General features: G+C 65.0%; 27 protein-coding genes and 2 tRNA genes. 9 read left to right on the plus strand and 20 right to left on the minus strand.

The annotated features are described in order from the left end of the window. Positions 1–26 precede the first annotated feature (26 nt). The 3 genes from CH274_RS13625 to CH274_RS13635 all read right to left on the minus strand — a co-directional run bounded on the left by CH274_RS13625 (position 27) and on the right by CH274_RS13635 (position 2,028). A complete protein-coding gene (locus tag CH274_RS13625) occupies positions 27–476 on the minus strand; it encodes a cold-shock protein (protein ID WP_094629932.1) in 450 nt (149 codons plus the stop codon). A 91-nt stretch (positions 477–567) separates the two neighbouring features. Next, positions 568–1,080 (minus strand): DUF3145 domain-containing protein, encoded by a 513-nt coding sequence (locus CH274_RS13630; protein WP_094657772.1) that lies wholly within the window; start codon positions 1,078–1,080, stop codon positions 568–570. 144 nt (positions 1,081–1,224) lie between these two features. Beyond that, on the minus strand, positions 1,225–2,028 hold the full coding sequence (locus CH274_RS13635) for a serine hydrolase domain-containing protein (protein WP_094657773.1): 804 nt from the start codon (positions 2,026–2,028) through the stop codon (positions 1,225–1,227). 85 nt (positions 2,029–2,113) lie between these two features. On the opposite strand from CH274_RS13635, the gene CH274_RS13640 reads away from it, so the two are divergent. The 3 genes from CH274_RS13640 to CH274_RS13650 all read left to right on the plus strand — a co-directional run bounded on the left by CH274_RS13640 (position 2,114) and on the right by CH274_RS13650 (position 5,135). Next, entirely contained in the window at positions 2,114–4,249 is a 2,136-nt protein-coding gene (locus CH274_RS13640) for a molybdopterin-dependent oxidoreductase (RefSeq protein ID WP_094657774.1), read from the plus strand. A 68-nt stretch (positions 4,250–4,317) separates the two neighbouring features. Beyond that, positions 4,318–4,391 (plus strand) — tRNA-Ile (locus tag CH274_RS13645). Positions 4,392–4,517: 126 nt separating this feature from the next. Continuing rightward, complete coding sequence (locus CH274_RS13650; protein ID WP_094658025.1) at positions 4,518–5,135, plus strand: YdeI/OmpD-associated family protein; 618 nt, start codon at positions 4,518–4,520, stop codon at positions 5,133–5,135. Here CH274_RS13650 and CH274_RS13655 read toward each other — a convergent pair. From CH274_RS13655 to CH274_RS13670, 4 genes are all read right to left on the minus strand, one after another. Beyond that, positions 5,076–5,726 (minus strand): EI24 domain-containing protein, encoded by a 651-nt coding sequence (locus CH274_RS13655; RefSeq protein WP_094657775.1) that lies wholly within the window; start codon positions 5,724–5,726, stop codon positions 5,076–5,078. The two genes, CH274_RS13650 and CH274_RS13655, sit on opposite strands and share 60 nt — an antisense overlap. Continuing rightward, positions 5,723–6,073 carry a hypothetical protein gene (locus CH274_RS13660; protein WP_094657776.1) on the minus strand — a complete coding sequence of 117 codons (351 nt, stop codon included), beginning with the start codon at positions 6,071–6,073 and terminating at the stop codon, positions 5,723–5,725. Before CH274_RS13660 ends, CH274_RS13655 begins: the two co-directional genes overlap by 4 nt. Next, on the minus strand, positions 6,070–7,860 hold the full coding sequence (locus tag CH274_RS13665) for a TIGR03767 family metallophosphoesterase (protein WP_094657777.1): 1,791 nt from the start codon (positions 7,858–7,860) through the stop codon (positions 6,070–6,072). The genes CH274_RS13660 and CH274_RS13665 overlap by 4 nt, the downstream gene beginning before the upstream one ends. A 106-nt stretch (positions 7,861–7,966) precedes the next feature. Beyond that, on the minus strand, positions 7,967–8,434 hold the full coding sequence (locus CH274_RS13670; RefSeq protein ID WP_032394471.1) for a universal stress protein: 468 nt from the start codon (positions 8,432–8,434) through the stop codon (positions 7,967–7,969). Between the two features lie 114 nt (positions 8,435–8,548). On the opposite strand from CH274_RS13670, the gene CH274_RS13675 reads away from it, so the two are divergent. Further along, on the plus strand, positions 8,549–9,304 hold the full coding sequence (locus tag CH274_RS13675; protein ID WP_032394472.1) for a GAF and ANTAR domain-containing protein: 756 nt from the start codon (positions 8,549–8,551) through the stop codon (positions 9,302–9,304). Between the two features lie 9 nt (positions 9,305–9,313). Here the strand turns inward: CH274_RS13675 and CH274_RS13680 are convergent, their stop codons facing one another. From CH274_RS13680 to CH274_RS13690, 3 genes are all read right to left on the minus strand, one after another. Next, the gene (locus tag CH274_RS13680) at positions 9,314–10,780 is read right to left on the minus strand and encodes an MFS transporter (RefSeq protein ID WP_094647593.1); all 1,467 of its coding nucleotides are present in this window, start codon (positions 10,778–10,780) and stop codon (positions 9,314–9,316) included. A 52-nt stretch (positions 10,781–10,832) separates the two neighbouring features. Then, the gene (locus CH274_RS13685; RefSeq protein ID WP_094657778.1) at positions 10,833–11,030 is read right to left on the minus strand and encodes a hypothetical protein; all 198 of its coding nucleotides are present in this window, start codon (positions 11,028–11,030) and stop codon (positions 10,833–10,835) included. A 74-nt stretch (positions 11,031–11,104) separates the two neighbouring features. Then, a complete protein-coding gene (locus CH274_RS13690) occupies positions 11,105–11,572 on the minus strand; it encodes an NUDIX domain-containing protein (protein ID WP_094657779.1) in 468 nt (155 codons plus the stop codon). 82 nt (positions 11,573–11,654) lie between these two features. On the opposite strand from CH274_RS13690, the gene CH274_RS13695 reads away from it, so the two are divergent. Next, on the plus strand, positions 11,655–12,296 hold the full coding sequence (locus tag CH274_RS13695) for a ScbR family autoregulator-binding transcription factor (RefSeq protein WP_094657780.1): 642 nt from the start codon (positions 11,655–11,657) through the stop codon (positions 12,294–12,296). Here the strand turns inward: CH274_RS13695 and CH274_RS13700 are convergent. Further along, positions 12,274–13,188, minus strand: coding sequence for a ScbA/BarX family gamma-butyrolactone biosynthesis protein (locus tag CH274_RS13700; RefSeq protein ID WP_045194788.1), 915 nt, complete (start codon positions 13,186–13,188; stop codon positions 12,274–12,276). The genes CH274_RS13695 and CH274_RS13700 overlap by 23 nt on opposite strands. Before the next feature lie 267 nt (positions 13,189–13,455). Further along, positions 13,456–13,528 (minus strand) — tRNA-Asn (locus CH274_RS13705). 160 nt (positions 13,529–13,688) lie between these two features. On the opposite strand from CH274_RS13705, the gene CH274_RS13710 reads away from it, so the two are divergent. Continuing rightward, positions 13,689–13,934, plus strand: coding sequence for a hypothetical protein (locus CH274_RS13710; protein WP_032394749.1), 246 nt, complete (start codon positions 13,689–13,691; stop codon positions 13,932–13,934). Here the strand turns inward: CH274_RS13710 and dnaG are convergent. Genes dnaG through CH274_RS13745 form a run of 7 tightly spaced genes read right to left on the minus strand, consistent with a single transcriptional unit; the run spans position 13,931 to position 21,438 of the window. Next, positions 13,931–15,847, minus strand: a complete 1,917-nt coding sequence (gene dnaG, locus CH274_RS13715; protein ID WP_045194694.1) for a DNA primase — start codon at positions 15,845–15,847, stop codon at positions 13,931–13,933. The genes CH274_RS13710 and dnaG overlap by 4 nt on opposite strands. Positions 15,848–15,899: 52 nt before the next feature. Continuing rightward, on the minus strand, positions 15,900–17,174 hold the full coding sequence (locus tag CH274_RS13720) for a deoxyguanosinetriphosphate triphosphohydrolase (protein WP_094657781.1): 1,275 nt from the start codon (positions 17,172–17,174) through the stop codon (positions 15,900–15,902). Next, positions 17,175–17,891 (minus strand): YdcF family protein, encoded by a 717-nt coding sequence (locus CH274_RS13725; protein ID WP_094657782.1) that lies wholly within the window; start codon positions 17,889–17,891, stop codon positions 17,175–17,177. A 55-nt stretch (positions 17,892–17,946) separates the two neighbouring features. Next, positions 17,947–18,555 (minus strand): response regulator transcription factor, encoded by a 609-nt coding sequence (locus tag CH274_RS13730; protein WP_094657783.1) that lies wholly within the window; start codon positions 18,553–18,555, stop codon positions 17,947–17,949. 12 nt (positions 18,556–18,567) lie between these two features. Further along, positions 18,568–19,677, minus strand: a complete 1,110-nt coding sequence (locus tag CH274_RS13735; protein WP_094658026.1) for a sensor histidine kinase — start codon at positions 19,675–19,677, stop codon at positions 18,568–18,570. A 46-nt stretch (positions 19,678–19,723) separates the two neighbouring features. Next, complete coding sequence (locus tag CH274_RS13740) at positions 19,724–20,527, minus strand: ABC transporter permease (RefSeq protein WP_094657784.1); 804 nt, start codon at positions 20,525–20,527, stop codon at positions 19,724–19,726. Further along, positions 20,524–21,438, minus strand: coding sequence for an ABC transporter ATP-binding protein (locus tag CH274_RS13745; RefSeq protein WP_094647581.1), 915 nt, complete (start codon positions 21,436–21,438; stop codon positions 20,524–20,526). The genes CH274_RS13740 and CH274_RS13745 overlap by 4 nt, the downstream gene beginning before the upstream one ends. A 221-nt stretch (positions 21,439–21,659) precedes the next feature. Between CH274_RS13745 and CH274_RS13750 the strand changes: the two genes are divergently transcribed. Then, entirely contained in the window at positions 21,660–23,552 is a 1,893-nt protein-coding gene (locus tag CH274_RS13750; protein WP_256993571.1) for a TPM domain-containing protein, read from the plus strand. A gap of 69 nt (positions 23,553–23,621) precedes the next feature. On the opposite strand, the gene CH274_RS13755 is transcribed toward CH274_RS13750, so the two are convergent. Then, positions 23,622–25,007: a glycine--tRNA ligase gene (locus CH274_RS13755; RefSeq protein WP_032379159.1), complete on the minus strand. Its 1,386-nt coding sequence runs from the start codon at positions 25,005–25,007 to the stop codon at positions 23,622–23,624. Positions 25,008–25,190: 183 nt separating this feature from the next. On the opposite strand from CH274_RS13755, the gene CH274_RS13760 reads away from it, so the two are divergent. Beyond that, positions 25,191–25,652 carry an ArsR/SmtB family transcription factor gene (locus CH274_RS13760; RefSeq protein WP_306436606.1) on the plus strand — a complete coding sequence of 154 codons (462 nt, stop codon included), beginning with the start codon at positions 25,191–25,193 and terminating at the stop codon, positions 25,650–25,652. Next, positions 25,649–26,089 (plus strand): Fur family transcriptional regulator, encoded by a 441-nt coding sequence (locus CH274_RS13765; RefSeq protein WP_045194682.1) that lies wholly within the window; start codon positions 25,649–25,651, stop codon positions 26,087–26,089. Before CH274_RS13760 ends, CH274_RS13765 begins: the two co-directional genes overlap by 4 nt.

Consider the following 26,089-nt stretch of genomic DNA (forward strand, 5'->3'; position numbering starts at 1 on the left):
GGCGGGATGAAGGGGATACGCGTCGGTCAGTTCTCGATCCACTTGTGATCGTGAGCCACTCGCAGCATCGCTGATCGGATGTCGAGAATCTGCGCTGCCGTCACGGTTCCGTTGGACGTCAGCAGTGCCTCGGTCACCTCGGCAGTGAAGTCCGCCTCGGACAGGACGTCGCAGATGACGTCTTCGAGGTTCTGATGGTCGGTCACCGGCACGGTGTGGTGGTACGGCACGTCGGGCTTGTGTCGGGTCACCAGCGCGGTCGATGCCGGACCGTCGATTATCTGTACCTGGGTGGCCTTGAGCCCTCGGTCACCGTCGACGGCGACGTACTCGACGCGAACACCCGGTGCCAACAGCCTCTTGTCGAAATCCAGATCGTTGACGTGAATGAACACGTCCTCGCCGCCCTCGTCCGGCGCTACGAATCCGTACCCCTTGAATTCGTCGAATCGAATCACTTTTCCGGTCGACAACATCGAACTCACCACTCCACGGTCGTTCCCACATGCCTACCCCAGGCACGCCCGCGAAACTACCGCGACACCGAACCCCCAGCAACTCTCACCACTAGCCCACGTTGCGGCTCAACCACGTCACTTCGGCTCCGGCTCCCCCGGTGCGGTACGGCTCGAGGGCGGCGTCCCAGTCCGACCCGAGAGCGTGCTCCACGGCCGCGGTGAGGTTGCCCTGGTTGTTATCCATGAGGGCGCGCAAACGCATCTCGCCGAGGACCACGTCACCGTTCGCGCTCGTCGATCCACGCCACAGCCCCAGACCGGGTACGTGCGAGAATCGTTCGCCGTCGACGCCTTCGCTGGGGTCTTCGGTCACCTCGAAGCGCAGCATCTGCCACGAGCGCAGGATGCCGGCGAGGGTCGCTCCGGTGCCGACCGGGCCTACCCAGTCGGTGGTGGCGCGCAGCTGCCCGTCGGAGGCCGGCTGCGCAGACCACTTCAAATTCGCACGGCAATCGAGGGCGTCGGACAACGCCCATTCGACATGCGGGCACAACGCAGCGGGCGACGAGTGGATGTACACGACACCCGACGTCGCTTCTGCGAATTGATTCGATCCACGCATTGCACTACCTCCAGCTTCGACGAGGGACGTCTTCCCCAACGACCTCGACATGCTTCGGCTGGCTGCAGTCAATCAACACGTATGTGTACTAGTGTGCCCCGAGTTACCCCTGTTGCGCCAGTGCAATCTGTGAACGATCGGCATTCACCCTGCAAGAACGGCATCGGAGAGTTCCGGCCACAGCGGTTTCGCCCAGTCTCCGAAGGCCCGGTCGGTCAACACCACGCATGCCGTGCGCACGGACGGGTCCACCCACAGGAACGTTCCGGCCTGACCGAAGTGACCGAACGTGGCCGACGAGTTGCCGCTTCCGGTCCAGTGCGGGCTCTTCTCACCCCGCAGCTCGAACCCGAGTCCCCAGTCGCACGGCCTGTGCGATCCGTACCCGGGCACGATGCCGTTGAGGCCGGGGAACTGCACGGCCGTCGCCGACGAGAGGGTCTGCGACGCGAGGAGCGTGGGTTCCAACAACTCCGCCGCGAACTTCTTCAGGTCCGCCAGGGTGGAGCTGGCACCGTGGCCTGCCGATCCCGGTAGCGCGGTATTCGTCATCTGCAGTGGCCTGCACACGGCCTCGTCGAGGTAGTCCGGGAAGGCGATGCCCGCTTCGGTCTCGATCAGTTCGGCCAGTACTTCGAACCCGGTGCTCGAGTAGATCCGCTTGGTGCCGGCCGGTGCCTGGACCGTGCGGTCGCCGAACGCCAGGCCCGACGCGTGTGCCAGCAGGTGACGCACCGTCGACCCTTCCGGCCCTGCGGGTTGATCGAGCTCCACCGCACCTTCCTCGACGGCGACGAGGACTGCGTAGGCACTGAGCAGTTTGGTGACCGAGGCCAACTCGTAGACGCGATCGGTGTCGCCGACCTGCTCACGAACTCCGGAGTCGGTGACGACTGCTGCACTGACGTGGTCGACGGGCCAGGAGGACGTGAGATCGAGGGTGGTCACGATTCACGAGCCTAATTGTCGGTCGATGACGGTGCCCCGGTCCCCCGCCGGGCTACGCTCGCAGCACATGAGTGGGAGGAATGCGATGTCGGTTGTGTATGGCTCGTGCAATCTGTGCGAAGCGATCTGTGGGCTCGAGTTCACGGTGGAGAACGATGCGGTCACGTCCGTCCGCGGTGACGAGAAGGACCCGCTCTCGCGCGGTCACATCTGCCCGAAGGCTCTGTCGCTGATCGACCTGCACGCCGATACCGATCGACTCACCACACCGGTCAAACGTGTGGGTGAGAAGTGGGAGAAGATCGGCTGGGACGAGGCATACGACCTCGTGATCGACGGCCTGATCTCGACGCGCAAGAAGTACGGGCGCAACGCGGTCGGTCTCTATCAGGGCAACCCCAACGTCCATTCGATGGGTGCGATGACCCACGGCATTCCCTTCACCTCGCTCCTGCGAACGCGTAATCGATACTCCGCCACCTCGCTGGATCAGCTCCCGCATCAGCTCGTCGATCACCTGCTGTACGGGCATCAACTGCTGCTGCCTATCCCCGACATCGACCGCACCGACTTCTTTCTCGTACTCGGCGGCAATCCGATGGCGTCGAACGGCTCCATGATGACCGTCCCCGATTTCGCCAAGAGAGCGCGGGCACTGCGTAAACGCGGCGGACGCCTGGTCGTGGTCGATCCGCGCAAGACCGAGACCGCCGACATCGCCGACACGCACTTCTTCGTGCGTCCCGGCACCGATGCATTGCTCCTGCTCGCGATGATCCACGTCATCGTCGCCGACGGCACCGTGCGCGTGGCCGACTACATCGACGGCGCCGATCGCATCGCCGACCTCGTCGCCGAATTCACCCCCGAATCCGTTGCTCCGGTCGTGGGGATTGCCGCGGAGGACATCTCGGCCCTGGCACGTGATTTCGCGTCGGCGAAGTCCGCGGTGGCATACGGCCGAATGGGGGTCTCGACCCAGCAGTTCGGCACCGTGTGCCAGTGGGCGATTCAGGTACTGAACATCATCACCGGCAATCTCGACCGCCCCGGCGGTGCCATGGTGACCGATCCCGCGATCGATCTGATCAAGCAGGGCATCGTCGGCCGCGGACATTTCGACAAGTGGCGCAGCCGCGTTCGCGACCTGCCCGAGTTCGCAGGCGAATACCCCTGCTCGACGCTCGTCGACGAGATCACCACCGAGGGCAAGGACCAGATCCGCGCGATGGCGGTTCTGTCCGGCAATCCGGTGCTGTCGATGCCCGGCGGTACCACCCTGAACGACGCGTTCGCGGGTCTCGATTTCATGGTGTCGTTCGACTTCTACATCAACGAGACCTCGCGTCATGCACACGTGATTCTGCCGCCGACGATGTCTCTCGAACGCGACCACTACGACCTGATCTTCAATTCCTTCGCGGTACACAACACTGCCAAGTACATGCCGGCGGTCCTGCCCAAGAAGGCCGACGCAAAGCATGATTGGGAGATATTCCGAGACCTGTCACTCCGCTACAAGAGCGCGATGGCCGGTTCGACGATCGGTCGAGTGAAGTCGCGATTGACTCCGAAGAGCGTGATCAGCGAGGCGCGCCTGCGCCTGTCCCCCGCGCGCACCCTGGACATCCTGCTCCGCAGCCAACGAAAAGGGTTGTCGCTCAAGAAGCTTCGAGCCAACCCCCACGGTGTCGATCTCGGACCCCTGCGGCCCGGCTTCCCGCAGAAGCTGAAGACGCGGGACAAGCGGGTACAGCTGATTCAGGACATCGTTGTTGCCGAACTTCCCGCGTTGGTGGACCTGATGCACTCGAGCGCCGTTGCGACCGGTGACGAGTTGTTGCTGATCGGTCGGCGACACCTGCGCAGCAACAACTCCTGGATGCACAACACCGCCCGGCTCACCAAAGGCAAAGCGAGACATCAGCTTCTGGCCCACCCGGACGACCTGGAACACCGCGGCATCGAGGACGGGGCGATGGTGTCGGTGACCTCCGCCGCCGGAACCGTCGACATCGAGGTGGCGGCATCGGACAAGATGATGCCGGGCGTGGTGAGCATGCCGCACGGCTTCGGGCATCAGCGCCCCGGCGTGGAGCTGTCCGTTGCCACGACGGTGACGGGCCCCAGTGTCAACGACATCACCGACCCGGGCCGAGTCGACGCCGTCTCGGCCAATGCGATCCTGAACGGGGTCCCGGTGCAGGTGAGGGCGAAATAGCGCCCCGATGAACCGTCGAGGCGACGCGATTCTGTACGATTCTGCAGGCTCGTACCTGGTACGGGCATGGGGCGGTAGCTCAGTCGGTTAGAGCCGTGGACTCATAATCCATTGGTCGCGGGTTCGAGCCCCGCCCGCCCCACGACGAGGTCCGGTGTTCGCGATCTTCACCCGACAATGAGACAGCAGATTTCCTCGACGGCGAGCACACTGAAGCAATGTGGAACCGCGGCGAGGTGGCACCGGCAGCAGTAGATTGCGCGAGCACGTGACGTCACCGGAGCCGCCGACGGCATCCGACCACCCGCCGACGTGGAAGTTCGAGTACCCGATTTTTCACGCCGAGACTCGGACACAGTGGCGTACTTGGCTCGAGCTCCATCATGCATCCACCCGTGGCGTGTGGCTGTGTTCGTGGCGCAACACCACCACCCGGCCACGGTGCCCGTACCCGGACGCCGTCGAGGAAGCCATCTGCTTCGGTTGGATCGATTCCACCGGCAGCAACCTCGACGACGAGCGCAGCGTGCAGATGTTCACGCCACGCAGGCCCAAGAGTCCGTGGACCCGGCTCAACCGAGAACGCGCAGCCGATATGGAAGACAGCGGCCTCATGACCGAAGCAGGCCGACGTGCCATCGCTGCCGCGAAGGCCAACGGCTGGTGGACGATTGCCGATCAGGTCGAAGACCTCGAGGAACCACTCGAACTGGCAACTGCCCTGAACCGAGACCCGAACGCCCGGAGCACCTGGGACGGTTTTCCGCCCAGTGCCCGCAAACAGATGCTGTGGTGGGTCGTCAGCGCTGCGCGAGACGCCACTCGCTCAGCTCGAATCGCGCACATCGTCGCCGAGGCCGCGGCCGGTCGGCGAGCCCGCGGCTGAGTGCAGTCGAAGCATCGCCGCCCTTCGATACAGCCGCGACCAAAGGATTAGCAACGCAGCGGTAATCGCCCCGAACCACAGCCACGTGACGAACGCGGCCACAACACCGGTGACGAAGAAGCCCAGTACCAGTGCCACGACCCAGGCGAGGACGTAGGCAACAATCGTGACGACTGCCGCGATTGCGCACCGCCCCGGGGACTGCCGGACAGTCGCCGACGCTGCGCGGAACGGATTTTGTTGCCCGTCGGCCACGGCCGGAAGCACCAGCAGCGCAACCAGAATCACGATGATCGGAAGCAGTGGGAACAGAATCGCCAGCGCAACGGCCACCAGAGTCAACGCCACGCACCACATCAGGACACGCGGCCGTCGCCACGCCCGACCCAGTGCATCGGACGCTTTGCCGTCCGCCACGTCGAGTGCCGTCGATGCGGTGATCCACAGTGCGATCACCAGTGCCGCGGCGGAGGCCGCAACCAGCCCCGCGAAACCGAGGGATGACGTCGGAACCGGATCCCCCAGCACGGTCAGCGCCTGAACCAGTGCCGACACGACCACCACGGCAGCGAGAACCGCACTCCCCCTCACGGTGCACCGACCGTCGAATTGCGATCGAGCACGTCCTGCACCGATCCCGAGTACAGGACCTCCGTACCGACCTTGACCTCGACGGTGCTCGCGTCGTCCGAGGTGGCCGAACCGGTGATCGCCTCGTTGTCGGTTGTCACCCCGGCACATTCGATATCGGCTCCGGTACCCGAGCACACCGGTGCGACCAGGATCTCGATCCCCTTCTCGAACAAGACGTCGTTCACTGCGTAGCGGAGGTCACCGAGCTCGGCACCACCGACCGGGGCGAGTGCGGCGGTCTGCGAGCACCCCGCGCACGCCACCAGCACAGACAACAGCAGGATCGTCCTGCGAACACTGTTCATCGGCCCTGCCTCGTCTCGTAGGCGATCAGTCTCGCGTGCTCGTCCAGGTGTTGCTGCTCGAGCGCGGCGTCGGTGATGCTGCTCAGATCGAACGGTGCAGGCAGGAGCAGCTCGGTGTTGCGATCGAGGCGCGAACCCCTCCGCATCAGCGGATTCTCGGCCCAGTCGTTGGCCGCCAACTCACGGCTACGGGACGCCAGATCCAGGTAGCTGCCGCTGTTTCCGGGCGTGACCGGAGATGCGTGATCGAGAACGGTGGTGAACAGCGACAGTGTCCCGTCTCGGTTGTCGACGATCTCGACCACCTGCTGCTGCTGCGGGAAATCGATGCACGACGCGGTGGTGATCTCCCAGAATCCTCGTCCGTCTCGCGAGTGCGCCAGAATTTGGTTCTGGTGGGTGTGGCCGTTGAGCCAACCGATCACCACCGGATACTTCAGCAGCAGATCGACGAATTCGTCTGCGCCGTAGAGCTTCACCGATTGCCCTGGCCGCTGTGCTCGGTTCTCCAGTGTCAGGCTGTTGTGGTGCGTGTAGATCAGTACGAGCTTGTTCTCGGCCTGCGCCCGCTCCAATTGCTGGGTGAGCCACGCGAATTGGTTCTCCGGAACCGCACCGTCGGGACCGGCGACGGCATTGCACGTGTCGAGCCCGAACGTGCGAATGTTCGGTGTGGGGTCTGCGGTCCACCAGGTCTCGCCGGAGTCGAGGTTGTGTTGGGTGAAGCCGTGACCGATCGGACCCGGCGTCGGGGTGGTCTCGAAGTGCTCCGCCATGAACTCGCGTTGCTCGAACAGATATCGAGCCGGATCGGCGGACACCGCGCGAAACCCCGGTCGCGCACCGGATCCCACGCCGAGCGCATCGACCACTCGTTGCAGCGGACTGGCAGTCGAGGCATAGCCGGCGAGGGCCGAGGTGGCTGTCGCCTCGAGCGTGTACGCCTTGCGACCACCGACAGCGAGCGCGTGGAGTTGCGAGGACAGATCGAAGGTGCCGAGCAACAGGGTGTCGTGGTTGCCGTACACCGAGTACCACGGCACGGGTAGACCCACCGATTCGACGGTGCCCGATATCGCCTGGTCGAGAAGGTCGGGAAGCGTCGGGAATCCGTATTCGCCGAACGATCCTCCCGACGAGTCACCGGGCCGATAGGCCCACTGCGCCTCCGGCCAGGCCTGAACACCCTCGAAGACGTTCGCGGCCCCGCTCGTCGGCCGAACCGGGACTCCGTCGAGAACGTCTATGTACCAGCGTAGTTCGAGATGAGAATGCATGTCGGCGCTGTCCCCGGTGACCACGGCCGCCCCCATCGGTGCGCCGGTGACCGGGCTGATCCGCGCATCCGCGAACGCCTTCACCATCGCCGCGGTGACGTGCACGGTCAGCGGATCCTGCGGATGGAACGCCGAGCCCCAGGCGGCGTGGTCGGAAACGATCATGGGCTCGATGCGTCCGGGCGACTGCGCGTCGATGACGTGCATGTCCGAGAGGTGTCCGAGGTAGAGCAGCGACCGGCGCGCCTGCACTCTCGATGGACTCGGTGCTCGTCCGAGGACGTCGAGGCGAGCGACGTAGGGCTCCCCCGGTCCGGTACCGAGTACGCGGTACTTGCCCGGCCCGGTCGAGGTTCGCAGGATCGTCTGCGCCAGTGTTCCGGTCCCGTCCGCCTCCACAGGTTGGGCGCGCGCAACGAGAGCCTGACCCAGCACGTGGGGTGCAATTCCCCAGGCCGCCGCGAGCGCGCCCACCCGAGTGATGAATTGTCGACGCGACAGCCCAGCCATGGAACTCCTCGGATCCTCGAGAACGGCACCACGTCCGCCTCGCATCCGACGAGGTGACTGCCTATTTTTACAGGGCCGACGGCAGACAGGCTCGATTTCGGATCGTTCAGGGCACCACGGTCACCGGCCAGCGGCCTGCTTTGACCAACCGCACCGCCACCGAACCTGCGATTCGGTGGCCCGCAGTCTCGGACGCCCCCACCACGACCGCGTCGGTGCGCAGTTGCTCTGCCACGGCGATCAGCCCGTTGTACGGGTCGCCCTGCGCGGTCCGGAACTCCCACCGCACGTGTTCCCGATCCCCGAATCGTGCAGCGGAGGCACGGACGTACTCGAGCAACTCGTCGGCGATCTGCTGGCCGGTTTCGACGAGAGAGATGCCGGCCTGGCCCCACGACGCCGTCGCAATGGGTTGCACGTACACCAGCACCAGCAGAGACCGCTGCCTACGAGCGAGCCCTGCCGCATAGGCGGCGGCGCGCCAGGAGGAATCGGAACCGTCGACACCCACCACGATCGACTTCGGACCGTCGTGGCCGTACTCGAAACCGGTGGATCCTTGTGCGTCGCTCACCAGTCGAGGCTACTGCCGAGACCCGTCCTATCGGCCACCCGATCCGGTGACGGTACGGTTGATGCACTCCGAGTCCCGGTCACTCGATGCTCACACACTGGACGGAAGTAACCAATGAACGACGAATCGCAGCCGAGCGGACCTCCAGCCGTTCCTGCAGGCTCCACCGACGGCCCGGTGACCGACCCGGCCACCGTGTTCGCCGCACTGGCCGACATCGTGTACCGAGGCAGCAGCGCGGAAGAGATCTACACCGCGATCTGCAATGCCGCCGTGCTGATCGTTCCCCACTGTGATCACGCCAGCCTGATGCTGATGCGTCACGGAAAGCCCGTCACCGTCGCGGCCTCCGACGACGTCGCTCGTGTCATCGACGACATCGAGCGCGCCACCGGCGAAGGCCCGTGTCTGGACGCGATCACCAGCGAGGCGGCGCAGCTCGAGGCCGACTTCCGGACACCGACGCAGTGGCCCGCGATGGCTCGCGGTGTGTTGAACCGCACGCCGGTGCGAGGGGCCATGGGATTTCGCCTGAAGGTGGACGATCAGAAGGTGGGCGCGCTCAACCTGTTCACCGACGAGCCGGGTGTGTTCGACGCCGACAGCGCGAGCAAGGCGATCATTCTGACGGCGTTCACGGCCGTCGCCGTTGCTGCGGTCATGAACGGTCAGGAGGCGTCGACTCTGCGTGACGGACTCGAGAGCAACCGTGAGATCGGCAAGGCGATCGGCCTGATCATGGCTCTGCACGATGTGTCCGGCGACGAGGCGTTCGCCCTGTTGCGTAAGTCCTCTCAGGACCTGAACGTCAAGATCGCCGACCTCGCAGCAACCGTGGTCGATCGGCACAGCAAGGGCCTGAAGTCCTGAGCTGTGCGCTCAGTGCCCACTCTGGACCTTCTTGGGGAGCGCGAACACCAACGCCAGTGCCACGAGACTGAACGCGGCACTCACGGCCATCGCCATGGCCGCGCCGTGCAGAAAGCCGGAGCCGACGGTATCGGGGCCGGTGATGGTCAGAGATCCGAACAGCACACTACCGATGACGGCGATGCCGATCGCGGAGCCGACGCGCTGCATGGTGGAGATGACCCCGCTCGCGGCTCCCGCGTCGTCGCGATCGACGGTCGCGACGATGAACTGCGCGTTGGGTGCGATGAACGCGCCGTTGCCCAGACCTGCGATGAACAGTGGAACCAACAGCGTCCAGTGCGAGATCGTGTCGGCGGAGCTGGTCGCAAGGATGATCCACAGCCAGATCAGCCCGATCGAGACGAGCGAGGCCCCGAGTACGAGAACGGTACGACCGAGCCGGATCGTCAGCCTGTTGCTCTGCGAGGCGGCAATGATGCTGCCGATGGCGAACGGTATGGACACCAGTCCCGATGCCAGTGCCGTGTTGCCCAGCCCGGTCTGCCACAGCAGCGAGATGGTGAAGAAGATGCTCGTGAAGGCGGCGAAGTAGACGAGCGCGAGGATCACACCTCCGGTGAACGCGGGACGGGTGAACAATCGAGGCGGCACCAACGGATTCTGTCCGCGGCCGCTCCGGATCACTTCCCACCGGCCGAACAGCGCGATGAGGCCGAGGCCTGCGGCGATCGTCAGGTAGGTCCACATCGGCCAGCCCGATTCCTGGCCCTCGATCAGCGGAACGAGCAGTGCGATGAGTCCTGCCGAGATGAGCAACAGTCCGAGCCAGTCGATTCCGGGGCGGGCCGTCGGTTCGGTGTCGGTCTTGCTCGGGAGCAGCACTGCAGCCGCGACGAGACCGACGATTCCGATCGGTAGGTTGACCCAGAAGACCAGCCGCCAGCCGTTCTCGTCGCCGAAAGCCTGGATGATGAGGCCGCCCGCGATCGGTCCGAGCGCCGTCGAGACGCCGATGACCGCGCCCATGATGGCGAATGCCTTGCCTCGCACCGGACCTGGAAACAGCAGTTGAATGAACGCCGTGACCGCGGGGACGAACATACCGCCGGCCAGACCCTGCACGACTCGAGCGACGACCAGCTGCAGATCGTCCTGAGCCAGCCCACACGCGAAACTCGCGAGGGTGAAGAGGGCGAGCCCGGTGAAGAAGACCCACTTGTGGCCGATCCGGTCGCCCACCTTGCCTGCCGGGATGAGAGCCAGGCCGAAGGCGAGTGCATACCCCGAGATGATCCACGACAGAACCGATTCCGACGCTTCCAACGTGGTGCTGATCGTCGGGAGCGCCACGTTGACGATCGTGGTGTCGAGCAACGCCATGAACATTCCGAGCAGAAGGACCACGAGCGCCTGCCAGGCGCGTTTGGGAACCTCTGTTGCCGGTGGGGTTGCAGAGGCGATGCCGTCGGTCACTGTGTTGTCCTTCGTCGTTGTCGCCGGGCGGTATCGGCCGACCGATCCTCGGTCACTGGCCGATCATTGCCGTTGCGACGAAGACCCACGACAGTCCGCCGGCCAGAACCACGAACGCCGATGCGACGATTCGGCCACCCCACTGAGTCTCCACGAGGGATGTCTCCACGACCGATGTATCCAAGACCGAAGTCTCGGCACGAGTTCCCTCCGAGACGGTTTTCGCGCCCGCCGTATCCATCGTCGTCATGATTCGATTCCCACCCTGCATCCGCGACCCTCGTCATTTCCGGCCGGTGGATACCCTGGGAACCCGCGCCGAAACTATCGTGCCGGGACAACTGCCTCCAGCGCGTCCAGAAATGGGTGCTGCGAGGCGAGCAACTTCGCTCTCGCCTGAGCCAGTGGAAACCACTCGACGCGGTCGACCTCGGGAAACGATGTCATGATGCCGGATTTCGGAGGCCATTCGATCTCGAATGTGTTGCTCACCGCATTCGACACATCCAGATCGCACTCGACGCCGAACGCGGTGACGATCTTCCCGCCGCGCTGCATGACCGTGCCGAGTTCGATGTGATCTCCCGCCGGAACGTCGATCCCGACTTCCTCGCGAAATTCTCGCTGCGCCGCCGTCCACGGGTCTTCGCCGTCGGTGATCAGACCTTTGACGATCGACCAGGCTCCGTCGTCCTTGCGAGCCCAGAACGGTCCGCCGGGGTGAGCGATCAGCACATCCGGACCGTCGACTCCGACGCGGTACAACAGAATTCCTGCGCTCGTATCGACCATGGTCTCAGCCTGCCATCAATCCGGAGGAGAATGTCTTGCTGCACGCCGTGCCGCGAACCCGGGTAACAGTTATTGTCGACCGATGCAGGAGCGTGCAGCGTCCACCAGGCAGGCCGTACTCGAAGGTGCTGCCGCCAGTTTCGAGAAGTTCGGTTACGGCACAGCAAGTTTGAGCACCATCATCGCGCATGCCGGGGTCAGCAAAGGCGCGATGTATTTCCATTTCTCGTCCAAGGAAGATCTGGCGCAGGCCGTGATCGACGCGCAACTGGCCATGGCGGCGAGTGCGAGCGCCATCGTCATCGAGCGGACGCCGAAAGCGTTGGACGCCTTGATCCTGGTGAGCAAGGAGTTGGGACGCCAACTGCAGACCGAATCGATCGCCCGCGGGGGTATGCGGTTGACGTTGGAGTCGGCCATCGTGGGCAGTCCCAATGCGCAAGCGTTCGAGGACTGGGTCGGCAAGATGGGCGATCTGGCCGCACGCGCTCAGGCCGAGGGCGACATCGTCGACGGTATGGACGCACTCACGCTCGGCCGCTACATCGTTGCGTCGTTCACCGGCGTGCAGACGGTCTCGGAGATGCTGACCGGACGTGCCGATCTACAGCAGCGGCTGACCGAGATGTGGCAGATGTTGCTGCCCGCGGTGGTGCCGCGCCGACGCCTCCCGCGGGCGATGGCAGTTGCCGAGGACGCCCTTATCGACTGGAGCGATCGGTAGGAGCCAACCACGGTTCGGACGTCGCCGTGACGGACATCGCCGACAGCACCGCGCCGTCGTGCTCGAACTGAATACGGAAGACGCCGTCGGTGGAGTCCGTGTCGACGATCACCGAGCACGGGTTGGTCCACTCGGCGAATCCCATGAACCTCACCTCGCAGGAGGTGAAATCCAAGGCCGGTGTTCCGGTGGCCAAGCGGAGAGCCTGACGGGCCGCCTCGAGCATCGTGACGCCCGGCAGGTACTCGACCGAATGGTCGAACATCGCCAGGTTGCGCGGATCCGGCGCGACGACGATGGTTCCGTCGGATGTGTGCCGCGCCAGCACCACGTCGGACGGATCGAGGCGTCCGACGGAGGACGGCGGTACCACCTCGGTTCCGGCCGGCAGGAAACGGAAGTGGGGGTCGGCAACGGTCGACTTCCGAACCTGCGAATACACCTCGGGTCCGATGGTCCGGACCGACGCCGTCCCCGACGCGACGAGGTGGGTGCCGTTCAGGAGTCGGGCCGAGAGCTTCATGTTGTCCAGCGACTCGTTCTCGAACGTCACGTCGGTCGTGATCGACTCTGCGACAAGCGAGTCTTCGATGTCGTCGACCGACAGCGGGTCCAGGATCTCGAAGCGAGAGTGCTCGATGAACACCACGTGATCGAGTGGCACGCCGTGGTTGACGTGAGAGAAGAGGCTGATTGCCTGGCGTAGAGCCTCGGCCACCATCAACGAGTCGTGGGTTCGGCGAACCGGCGCGAACATGCGATGCGACGTGGGGAACTGGACCGCCGCCCGATGGGTGCCGTCGACGGTCTCGTAATCGGTCAACAGAACGTCGGCCGGAGACCGCCGATGCACGAGGTGTCGTGGAACGGTTGCTGCGTAACTCAAACTCATGAAGCCCCTTAAAACCGACCGACCCGGTTTTTAACAGCACTGTCGAGCCACCGGGATCGCTCGTTCAGTATGTCGCGGACGACCGACAAAACTGACATCGGTCGACGGGATTCATTCATTCGATATACAGAAATAACCGTCACGATCTGTTATCTAGCTCGAACTCGCGGTACCACATGTCCGGTACGTTCCTGCGCCGCGCCTTGGCTCCGGTGGCCTACCCCCGACAGCAAAAATCCCCACCCGGCGAACCGGACGGGGACTGCGCTCCCCCACCTGGACTCGAACCAGGAACCCTTCGATTAACAGTCGAATGCTCTGCCAATTGAGCTATGGGGGATTACCTCGCGGCGTCACACTCTCGTGCGAGCCGTTGGAAACAATAGCGCACACCCCCTTGCTACTACCAAATCGGGTTCTGCCGAGTACCAAATCGCCCTGCTAGAGGTTCGTCGGGCAAGATGGAAGAACAGCCGCACGCCCTATGGGAGGACCTACTGATGATTCGTTTGGTACTGGCGGCCGGAGCTGCTTACGTACTCGGTGCCAAGGCGGGACGTGGCCGGTACGAGCAGATTCGCAAGACGGCGAGCGCCGTCGCGTCGAGCCCGGCCACCAAGAAGGCGATCGAGGTCGGCCGTCAGAAGCTGTCCGATTCCCTGAACACCCAGCCACGACTGGAACCGATGAAGCCGATCGACGACGAGACCCAGGTCTTCGTTCCCCGCGATCAGCTGCGGCGCTAACCGACCTCGGCCACACTCCCGACGGCGAGCTCGAGCAGACTGCGGCGGTACTGCTCGAGGGCGATGAGGTCGCCGAACAGCGCGTTGTAGTCGTCGGGCTTCTCCACCGGCGACATGCGCTGCAGTTTCGATTTGAGTTCCGCCACCTGTTGGCCGACCCATACCTCCTGGAGTCGCGCGAGCACGCCCGAGATGTAGCGGGTGAGGGCGTCGTCGGCCACGCGCATCGGATCGACGGCGAGCTCGGTGACCAACGACACGACAACGGCGTCCTTGGCCTGTTTGGCCACGGCGTCGACCCACTCCCCTCCGCCCAGCCCGGCCGCGGTGCCGCCGGCAGCGGCCACTGCGTCGCGCACAGCCGCGTACGCCGGGTGATGGAAGCTTTCCGGCGGGAGCGAATCGAACACCGTTCCTGCCATCGCGGGCATCTGCAGTACCGCCTTGAGCGCTTCCCGTTGCGGCCACAGGGACGGATCGGTGGGATTGGGGCGCGGCGGCCCGGCGGGGGCCTCGGCGGGCGCTGCCTGACGCTTCTCGAACGGCACGCGTTTTCCACTCGAGTCGCCTCGGGCACCCTTCTTCGCCTCGTCGCGCACGCGGGCGAGCACCATCGCGGTGTCGTCCCACCCGGTCCAGCCGGCGAGCTGCCGCGCGTACTCGTCCCGCAGCGACGCATCCTTGATGCGGGCGACCACGGGGACGGTTCGCTTCAATGCTTCGACGCGCCCCTCGGGCGTATCGAGATCATGTTCTCGAAGCAGCGATTTGACGACGAAAGCGAACATCGGAGTGCGCCTGGCCACGAGATCGCGAACGGCGTTGTCGCCGGATTTCAAGCGCAGATCGCACGGGTCCATTCCGTCCGGCGCGACGGCGACGAACGTCTGACCGGCGATCTTCTGATCACCCTCGAATGCCTTCATCGCGGCGGCCTGGCCGGCCTCGTCGCCGTCGAAGGTGTAGATCACTTCACCGCGAAAGTAGCTGTCGTCCATCATCAATCGACGCAGCATCGCCAGGTGATCCTCGCCGAATGCGGTTCCGCAGGACGCCACCGCAGTCTTGACGCCTGCCAGGTGCATCGCCATCACGTCGGTGTAGCCCTCGACGATGACGGCCTGATGCGATTTCGCGATCTCCTTGCGCGCCAGATCGAGGCCGAACAACACCTGAGACTTCTTGTACAGCATCGTTTCCGGGGTGTTGATGTACTTGCCAGGCATCGTGTCGTCGTCGAACAGCTTGCGCGCGCCGAAGCCGATGACGTCGCCGCTCTGACTGCGAATGGGCCACACCAGCCGACGCCGGAAGCGATCGATCGGCGTCCCCCGCTTACCGGGTGTCGCCAACCCCGCGTCGACTATTTCCTTGGCCTCGAAGCCCTTGCCCAGCAGGTGTTTGGTGAGCGTGTCCCAGCCGTCGGGCGCATAACCACAGCCGTATGCCAGGGCGGCATGCCCGTCGAAGTTGCGCTCGGTGAGGTAGTCCCGCGCAGCCTGGGCGTCGGGACCGCCGAGCCTGCCCGCGTAGAACTCCTGCGCGGCCGCGTTCGCGGCGATCAGGCGCGCTCGGGTGCCGCGATCGCGTTGAACCGACGGCCCGCCGCCCTCGTAGGAGATCGAGTAGTTCAACCGATCGGCCAATTGCTCGACGGCCTCGACGAAGGAGATGTGCTCGATCTTCTGGAGGAAGGAGTAGGCGTCGCCTCCCTCGCCGCAGCCGAAGCAGTGATAGTGACCGTGGTTGGGACGGACGTGGAACGACGGAGATTTCTCGTCGTGGAAGGGGCACAACCCCTTCATGGAGTCGCCGCCCGCGCGCTTGAGAGAGACGTAGTCGCCGACTATGTCTTCGATCCGTGTGCGTTCGCGAATGGCGGCGATGTCGCGTTCAGGAATTCGGCCGGCCACGAAGGGCAGTCTAGTCCCGATCCGGACCTACCCACATTCGGTCGCGGAGCGGTCAGCCCCAGCTGGCCTGAGCTCCGAGCGAACGCTTGTCGATCAGTTCGAGTCGGCTCTCGGTGTACGACGCGATCTGGTCGACCACCACTCGGGTCCGTTCGGCATCGCTGTCGGCCCGCTGCCAGGCGGGCACCAGGATGGGGTCCAGCTCGCCCGGAGCCGAGCGCATCAACCACTCGGCGACACGGTGGATGCGATCGCGCTGACGCTCCTGGCGGATCTTGTGTCCGGCGTCGGACATCACGTACCGCAGGGCCATGGTCTTGAGCAGCGCAACCTCCGAGCCGACGATCGACGGCACCACCAGGTCGGCGTCGTAGCGACTCAACGGCGCGGTGCCGTACTTCTCGTGCGTGCCCTCGATGGCGGCGGTGGCGAAGCGGCCGACGAGTTCACTGGTCATGTGCTTGAGCGCCACCGATGCGGCGAGAGTTCCGTCGTAGCGTCCGACCGCGACCACGACGGGCATCCTCGACAGTCGATCCGCGGCCTCGATCAGTTCGTCGACATCGAGTCCGCGAAATTCGGAGACGCCGAGTTCTGCGAGGGCGCGTCGCTCGATCGGATCGGACAGCGCCCGCAGGTCGATTCGAGCGTCGATCACACCGTCCTCGACGTCGTGCACCGAGTACGCCACGTCGTCGGACCAGTCCATGCTCTGCGCTTCGAGGCACTTGTGTTCGTCCGGAGCGCCGTCACGCACCCAACCCAGAATGCCGGAGTCGTCGTCGTAGGCACCGAATTTCGCGCCCGGGGCTGGTCGGATCCAGGGGTACTTGGTGGCGGCATCGAGCGAGGCTCGAGTCAGGTTGAGCCCGACGCTGCGACCGTCGGCATCGAGGATCTTCGGCTCGAGTCCGGTGAGAATGCGCAGGTTCTGCGCGTTGCCCTCGAACCCACCGCAATCCTGGGCCACTTCGTCGAGGGCGCGTTCGCCGTTGTGCCCGTACGGCGGGTGGCCGATGTCGTGCGCCAGCCCGGCCAGGTCCACCAGATCGGGATCGCTGCCGAGTCCTTCGGCGATGCTGCGGCCGATCTGGGCAACTTCGAGCGAGTGCGTCAACCGCGTGCGTGGGGTGTCTCCGTCTCGCGGTCCGGTGACCTGGGTCTTGTCGGCGAGCCTGCGCAGTGCGGCGCAGTGCAACACGCGCGCTCGATCGCGCGCGAAGGCGCTTCGGTGAGAGGCGTTGTCTGCCCCGGCCCGCAGTCCCGCGGTCTTGGGCGGTTCGGGGACGAATCGTTCGACGTCGTGGGCCGAGTATGTGCCGGTCATCTACTGGCCTGCCGTGTAGGAGAAGTCCGCGGTGAAGTGGGTCAGCTGATACCACAGCAGAGCGCCTGTCTCCCTGGCGATTCCGTGCGCCTGGGATTCTCTGGTGTAGACGGCCGGACCGGTGCGCGTCGGCGAGGTCCAGGCGTCGAGGCCCGCGTCGCGCGCCATGGTTCGGGTGCGAAGTGAATGCCACGGATCGCTGACCAACACCACCGACGACTTGCCCTGCTCGCGCAGGGTGTTGCTCACGGCCTCGATGCTCTCCAGTGTGTCCGAGCCGGTCTCGACGGCAACGATGGCGTCGGCGGGAACGCCCTGATCGATCAGATAGTTGCGGCCCGACGCGGCCTCGGTGAACAGGTCCCCCTCCTGCTTGCCGCCGACGGTGACGATCTCGGGGGCTATACCCTGCTCGTACAGCGACGCGGCCTGGGACAGTCGTGCCTCGAACACCGTCGAGGGGGTGCCGCTGTACTGCGCGGCACCGAGCACCACGATGGCGTCCGCCTTGGAATAGTCGTCGATGCGCGCCACCTGCCACACCCGCACTGCTGTTCCTGCGACCAGCACCAGCGACATCAGCACCACTCCCGCGAGGAGCCGACCGGTCCAGCGTCCGAGCGTTCCGAAGAAGCCCAGGCGCTCGGGACCGGGGTCCGGGGCATACCGATCGTCGTACGCATCTCCGTACGAATCTCGGTCGAGAGTTGAATTCACCCCTCGAGTTTGCCAGGCCTGCTCGTCGGCGTGGTCACGGCGCGCCCCGAACGACCTACAGCCACCCTCTGTCCTCGGCCACCCGTACCGCCTCGGCCCGGGTACTGGTGCCGGTCTTACCGATGGCCGACGACAGATGATTGCGTACCGTGCCCTCCGAGAGGTGGACCTGAGCAGCGATGGATCCCGCCGTCCCGCCCTTGGCGGCCGCCCGGAGAACCTCCTGCTCTCGGGCCGTCAGTGGAGAGATGCCGTCGGTGAGGGTTTCGGTCGCCAGCGTCGGATCGACCACGCGAAGCCCCATGTGCACGCGCCGAACGGCGTCGGCCAACTGCTTGGCTGGGGTGTCCTTGACCACGAAACCCGACGCACCCGCATCGATCGCGCGCCGCAGGTAGCCGGGTCGCCCGAATGTGGTGACGATCAGCACTCTCGACTCCGGTGCGATCAGGGCCAGTTCGGCGGTGACCTCGATACCGTTCTTGCCGGGCATCTCCACGTCGAGCAGGACGACGTCGGGTCGATGTTCGAGAACGGCAGCGGCGACCTCGTCCCCGCGTCCCACCCCGGCGACGACGTCGAGATCCTGTTCGAGCCCCAGCAGAGCTGCCAGCGCTCCCCGCACCAGGGCTTGGTCGTCCGCCAGCAGGAGTGTGATGGTCATTGCGCCTGCGTCCTATTCACCGTGTACCTCCACCCTGAAACCACCGGTCGGCACCCGGGCGATCGTCAGTGCACCACCCGCGGCGGCCACTCGTTCTCCCAGACCCCGCAGACCGTTGCCGCCGGAATCCTTGTCTGCCGGTCCCACTCCGTCGTCGACGATGGAGATGCTCGACGCCGTCAGCGTCACTCGGCAATGTCGTGCGCTCGAGTGGCGGACCACATTGGTCACCGCCTCCCGGATCACCCAACCGAACAGTTCTCGATGTCGCAGTGGCACCACGTCGGCGTCATCGGGAAGATCCGCATCGATTCCCGCAGCGGTCAATGCGGTTCGTGCACTGGCCAACTCGGATCCGATGTCGACCTGTCGCATGCCCCCGACGGTGCTGCGCACATCGGCAAGTGCTTGCCGGGCAAGGGTTTCCAGTTCGGCGATCTCGACGGCCGCTCGGGCGGGGTCGATCTCGATGAGCCTGCCGGCCAGTTCGCTCTTGACGGTGATGACGGTCAGGGAATGACCGAGGATGTCGTGCACGTCCCGGCTCATGCGCTCGCGTTCGGCCACGATGGCCAGGTCTGCCAATTGTTGCCTGGCCACGGCCAATTCGTGATTGCGCTGGAAGACCTGAGTGATTCCCCAAGCCGCGGCCGCGCTGATCAGCAGCTGGAAGGCGAAGAAGTTGTCGGGCTCCCAGGAATCGACGAAGCGTGGCGCCGCTTCGACGATCACCACCATCGCCGCCACCAACGCCCAGGCCTGCCGGACCGGCAGGGTCATCATCGCCAGCACCGCTATGTAGACGGTCGCGCCGAAACCGGTGGTACCGACCAAGGCACTCATCGCGAAAGTCAGGGCCACCATCACCCCGAGCGCGATCCATGCCTGCGACGTGGGCAGTGGATGTCCTCGGCGGTGTCCGTTGCGGAAACGCCAGAAGGTGGATGTGAAGACGACACCGAAGCCGAGAATCACGACGATCCCGAAGACCCGGGCCGGCACGGATTCCAGAGACAGAATCTCGTTCAACGGATAGATCAGATAGATGAGCCAGATGGCTCCGAACATCCAGCCGTACCGCCAGACCCGGCCCTCGGGGAGATCGGCGGTGAACGTGGTCATGTCGCCCACGGTATCCCTGTGGGCGACACGATCAGTGGCTTCGGTCTCAGGCACGCTTGGTGTCTCTCCGGAACAGCATCGCCGCGCCTGTGACGAAGATCGTCGCCCAGACCACCAGATTGATCACGGCGACCAGCAACGTTCCGGTTTCGGTCCCGGCGAACGCGGCCCGGGACACGGTGGCCAAGCCGTAGAGCGGGGTGAACTGGGCCAACATCGGGAACCAGCCGCTGTCACCGAGGGGAACGAAGAGTCCGCCTGCCAGCGCCAGGAACGCGAGCACGGGTCCGAGGATCTGCATCACGTTCTCCGAGGGCAGCAGGTAGCCCATGAACAGTCCGAACGCGGCGAACACCGCCGAGCCGATCCAGCCGATCAGGCCGCTGACGATCCACACCCAGATCGGCATGTCCGCCCCGAGGAACTTCGCGACGACGAACACCACCACGATCGAGGCCGCGCCCATCGTCATGGCCACGAGCACCTTGGTGACGATGTAGGCGACGGGCCTGAGCGGCGTCAGGCGAAGCTGTCGGCTCCACCCCTGTGCCCGCTCGACCGATACCATCGCTCCCCCGCTGGTCGTTGCCAGCATCGCTCCGTAGACGGCCATGCTGATGGCGATGTAACCGGTGACGTTGCCGTGCGCAAAGGGATAGTCGGTGCGGTAGTCCGACTGCGTGCCGAAGATGACGAAGAACACCGGCGGCATGACCAACGTGAAGATCAGCGTGCGCTTGTTTCGGAACAGTCTGCGGATTTCGAGTCCGAGGAACGTGGTCGAGAATCCGCCCCAGGCAACGGCTCTGCCAGATGTGCGGGTGGTTGTGGACTGCGTGGTCGTGGTCATCGGATGCTCCCGGCGAGGTTGTTTTCGGAGTCGGTGGTCAGGGCGAGGAATGCGTCCTCGAGGTTGCGCGAGACGATTTCGAGATCGGTCGCGTGTGCGTCGTTGAGCAGGTACCGGGCCACCGCGTCGGAGTCGCGTCCGTGGACGATCACCTTGTCGCCACGCGTGTCGACGCGGTCCACTCCCGGCAGAGCCAGCAGCACCGACTGGTCGACGCCGGGCAGCGTGGCGGTGACGGTGCGCCCTGCCGCCAGGTTCTTCACCTCGGCGGCGCTGCCGTCGGCGACGATCTTGCCGTGCCGCACCAGCACGATGCGGTCCGCGTACGCGTCGGCCTCGTCGAGGTAGTGCGTTGCGAACAGCACCGTTCGGCCGGTGCTGGCGTCCTGGCGAATGGCGTTCCAGAAGTCGCGACGTCCTTCGACGTCCATTCCGGTGGTCGGCTCGTCGAGCACCAGCAGGTCCGGATCGGGTAGCAGTGCCAGCGCGAATCGCAGTCGCTGCTGCTGTCCGCCGGAGCATTTGGCCACTCGGCGATCTCCGATGTCGGCGATGCCGGCCCGGGTGAGGACTTCCTTCACCGACCGTGTGCGGGCGAACAGTGCCGACGTCAATTCGACGGTTTCTCGGACGGTCAGGTCGCGAAGCAGACCGCCGGTCTGCATGACGGCCGAGATGCGGCCCTGGGCGATCGCGTCCGCGGGTGTTCCCCCGAACACCGACACCGACCCGGTGGTGGGTGTCGCCAGGCCGAGCATCATGTCGATGGTGGTCGTCTTTCCCGCTCCGTTCGGTCCGAGAAATGCGACGACCTCGCCCGGTTCGATGGACAGGCTGAGCCCGTCGACCGCCCGGACCGAGCCGTAGGTCTTGGTGACGTTTCGCAGTTCGACTGCCTTCGTTGTGGTCATGGGAATCACTCTGCTGCGATCGAGCAGCGTCGACCTCGTTCGAGCGTCACGATTGCGAGGTGACAACTGTCATGCATCCACATCGACCTGCTCGATCTCCTCGCCGCCCAGCCGGTAGATTTCAGCGCATGGCAGTCCAGCACCGGCGGCACAGCAGCGCCACAGTCGTTCGAAAGTCAGCCGCCCGAAGCTCGGTCCATCGATTTCGTCGTCTCGCCGCCGTGGGTGCCCTGACCCTGTTCGCGGCGGTCCTGCTCGCGCCGGGGGTCGCCTCCGCAGAGGCTCCGTCGCGCCTGCCCACGCAGATCACCGACAACGTCCAGGCACTCGACCCCGACTCGATGGCCGAGGTACAGACCTCCGTCGACGACCTCTACGGCAGCAGCCAGCTTCGGTTGTGGGTCACGTACGTCGCGGACTTCGACAACATGTCGGCGGCGAGCTGGGCCGAGCAGACTGCATCGAGGAGCGATCTCGGGCAGCGCGACGTTCTGCTCGCGGTGGCGACCGTGGACCGTTCGTACTACCTCGGTGTGAACACCGGACTGTCGCAGATCACCTCGTCCGAGCAGGAAGATATTCGGGTCAATGACGTCGAACCCGCACTGCGCGAAGAAGATTGGTCCGGTGCGGCCATCGCAGCAGCGGGTGCGCTCGGCGACGCGTATGCCTCGAGCGGCAGCGGCGGCTCGTCCGCACCCCTGCTGATCGGCGTCGGCGTACTGGCCGTGGCCGGTGGCGGAGCCGTCGTCTACTCGTCGCGGCGCAAGAAGGCCCGCGTCGCCGCCGAGGTCGAGGCCGTGGCGAAGATCGACCCGAGCGATCCGGCCGCACTGGCCGCCTTCCCCATCGACGTACTCGACACCCGTGCCAAGGAAATCCTGGTCGAGACCGACAATGCAGTACGCGCCAGCGAAGAGGAATTGAACCTCGCTCGTGGAGAGTTCGGAGATTCTGCGGCCGCACCCTTCATCGCCGCCCACGACAACGCCAAACGGGCCCTCGCGTCCGCCTTCGAGATCCGCCAACGCCTCGACGACGCCATTCCGGAAACTCCCGATCAGCGTCGCGCGATGCTCGTCGAGATCATCTCCTCCTGTGGCCAGGCCGATCGCGAACTCGATTCGCGGGTGGAGGAATTCGACGGATTCCGCGATCTCGTGATGAACGCAGACGCCCACCTCGACGAGCTGACCCAGGCGGTCGTCGGCTTGACGGTGAGAATTCCGCAATCCGAGTCGGTTCTCGCGCAGCTGCATTCGGAATTCGCCGCCTCCGCCCTGGCCTCGATCGCAGACAACGTCACGATGGCCAAGGACCGAATGGCCCTGGCCGAGGACAACATCGAAGCCGGCCGCAAGGCGGCAGCACTCCCGCCCGGTAAGCAGGGACCTGCTGTGACCGCCATTCGAACGGCCGAACGAGCCGTCGACCAGGCCAAGACCCTGCTCGACGGCGTCGACCATGCGCGAGACGACATCCGGCATGCCATCGCCACCCTGCCCGACGCCATCGCGGACGTTCGCCGCGACATCGAGCAGGCTCGTGGTTTGGCCGAACACGGTGGGGCCGAACTGCAATCGGCCATGACGGCGGCGCAGGCGGCTCTGGAGAACGCAGAGACGGCGCAGTCTTCGGACCCTCTCGGCAGTTACACCGCGCTCGCGGCGGCCGACGCCGAACTCGAGAAGATCGTCGACGAGGCCTCGGCGGACAAGGCTGCCGAGGATCAACTGCGGGCCCGTCTGGATCGCGATATCGCGGCCGCTCAGGCGCAGATCACCGCAGCCGCGGACTACATCTCGACCCGCCGTGGCGGTGTGGGGGCCGACGCCAGAACGCGCCTGTCCGAGGCCGAACGCCACCTCGGCGCGGCTCGGCAGCTGAGCCAGGACAACCCCGACGAAGCCCTCAAGCATGCTCACGCTGCCAGCCAATTGGCCTCGCGCGCATCGCAGATCGCCCAGTCCGATGTCCAGAACTGGGAGAATCGTCACGGTCCTCGCGGCGGCGGCAGCGGCGGCAACATCGCCGGCGCAGTGCTCGGCGGCATTCTGATCAACAGTGTGCTTCGCGGCGGCGGGGGATTCGGTGGTGGTGGCGGCCGCTTCTGACCCACCCCTCGACAGCCGACAGGGCCCGATCTCATCGCGAGATCGGGCCCTGTCGGGTGAGTGAGGTTCTTACGCGCCGATCAAACGGGAGGCGATGTAGCCCTCGACCTGATCGAGTGCCACGCGTTCCTGCGCCATCGTGTCGCGCTCGCGGATGGTGACTGCGTGGTCGTCGAGGGTGTCGAAGTCGACGGTGATGCAGAACGGGGTGCCGATCTCGTCCTGTCGACGGTAACGGCGACCGATGGCTCCGGCGTCGTCGAATTCGACGTTCCAGTACTGACGCAGTTGCTGCGCAAGGTCTTTCGCCTTGGGCGTCAGGTCTGCGTTACGCGAGAGCGGAAGCACCGCGACCTTCACCGGTGCCAGGCGACGATCGAGCTTGAGCACGACGCGCTTGTCGACGCCGCCCTTGGCGTTGGGGGCCTCGTCCTCGGTGTACGCGTCGACGAGGAACGCCATCAGCGAACGCGTCAGACCGGCCGCAGGCTCGATGACGTACGGGGTGTAACGGGTGTCGGTGGCCTGCTCGTAGTAACTCAGGTCCTGGCCCGACGCCTTGGAGTGCACCGAGAGGTCGTAGTCGGTGCGGTTCGCCACGCCCTCCAGCTCGCCCCACGCACTGCCCTGGAAGCCGAACTTGTACTCGATGTCGACGGTGCGCTTGGAGTAGTGCGACAACTTTTCTTTGGCGTGCTCGTAGAGCCGCAGGTTCTCCGGATCGATACCGAGATCGGTGTACCACTTCATGCGGTAGTCGATCCAGTACTGATGCCACTCGTCGTCCTCGCCGGGCTTGACGAAGAATTCCATCTCCATCTGCTCGAACTCACGGGTGCGGAAGATGAAGTTTCCCGGAGTGATCTCGTTGCGGAAGCTCTTGCCGATCTGGCCGATGCCGAACGGTGGCTTCTTGCGTGAGGTGGTCAGCACGTTGGCGAAGTTGACGAAGATGCCCTGTGCGGTCTCGGGACGCAGGTAATGCAGTCCCTCTTCGTTGTCGACCGGGCCGAGGAAGGTCTTGAGCAGACCCGAGAATGCACGCGGTTCGGTCCAGGAGCCGGGTTCACCGGTTTCCGGGTCGCGGATGTCGGCGAGGCCGTTCTCCGGCGGGTGGCCGTGCTTCTCCTCGTAGGCCTCGATGAGGTGATCGGCGCGGTACCGCTTGTGCGTGTGCAGCGACTCCACCAGCGGGTCGGAGAACGTCTCGACGTGGCCCGACGCCTCCCACACCTGCCGGGGCAGGATCACCGAGGAGTCCAGCCCGACGGTGTCGTCGCGGCTGGTGATCATGTTGCGCCACCACTGCTTCTTGATGTTCTCCTTGAGCTCGACGCCCAGCGGGCCGTAGTCCCAGGCCGACTTGGTACCGCCGTAGATCTCGCCGCACGGGTAGACGAGGCCTCTGCGCTTGGCGAGGTTGGCGACGGTTTCGACTTTGGACTTGGGTGCCACTGGCGGAGCTCTCCATCTTCGGTTACATCGTGTAAGAGGTGACGGGCGGTTTTCGCCCTGATCAGACTATCTGGCTCGGCGGGCGAAACCGAACAGCGGTCGGGTGCGGAAGTTGACATGCGCACCTGTGCATATCACAATGAATACGATTTGCAATAACAACTACTGCACTAACCTGGTTTCATGACGTCGCTCGTGCAGGGAGAGTCCGCCGACAACGAACCGGCGATCGAAGGAGCCGCAACCGTGTCCACGGATTCGACAGTGGAAGCAAGTTCGACCCACCGGCAGGACCCGGAGCACCCGTTGCACTCCGGCGATCCGTTCGCCGCCGCTCCCCCGGCTCACATCCCGCCGAAGGAGACTCTGACCGCGGCGGGCGACATCCTCCGGGCACTCGCGGCCCCGGTGCGCATCGCCATCGTGCTGCAGCTGCGTGAGTCCGAGCGGTGCGTACACGAACTCGTCGTCGCCCTCGGCGTCACGCAACCGTTGATCAGCCAGCACCTTCGAGTGCTCAAGGCAGCGGGTGTGGTGCGCGGAGAACGCAACGGACGCGAGGTCCTCTACCGATTGGTCGACGATCACCTCTCCCATATCGTCGTCGACGCCGTGGCCCACGCCGAGGAAGGCCGGAACCTGTGACCGACAAGTCCACCGACACCGCGACATCGCGACGACCCGTCGTCGTCGGAGTGCGGGCCACCAAGCAGCGCAGTGCCATCTCCGATCTGCTCGACACCATCGAGGAGTTCAAGTCCGCACAGGATCTGCACGACGAATTGCGCAAGCGCGGTGAGGGTATCGGGCTCACCACGGTGTATCGGACGCTGCAGACCTTGGCCGACGCCGGGACGGTCGACGTTCTGCGCACCGACAACGGCGAGTCGGTCTACCGGCGCTGTTCCTCCGGACATCACCATCACCTGGTGTGTCGCTCGTGCGGTTTCACCGTGGAAGTGGAAGGCCCCACCGTCGAGAAGTGGTCGCAGAGCGTCGCCGAATCCAACGGCTTCAGCGACGTGAGCCACACGATCGAGATCTTCGGCACCTGCAGTCAGTGCACCGCAGCCACGCGGTGA

Source organism: Rhodococcus sp. 06-418-5 (assembly GCF_002258285.1).
GTDB lineage: Bacteria > Actinomycetota > Actinomycetes > Mycobacteriales > Mycobacteriaceae > Rhodococcoides.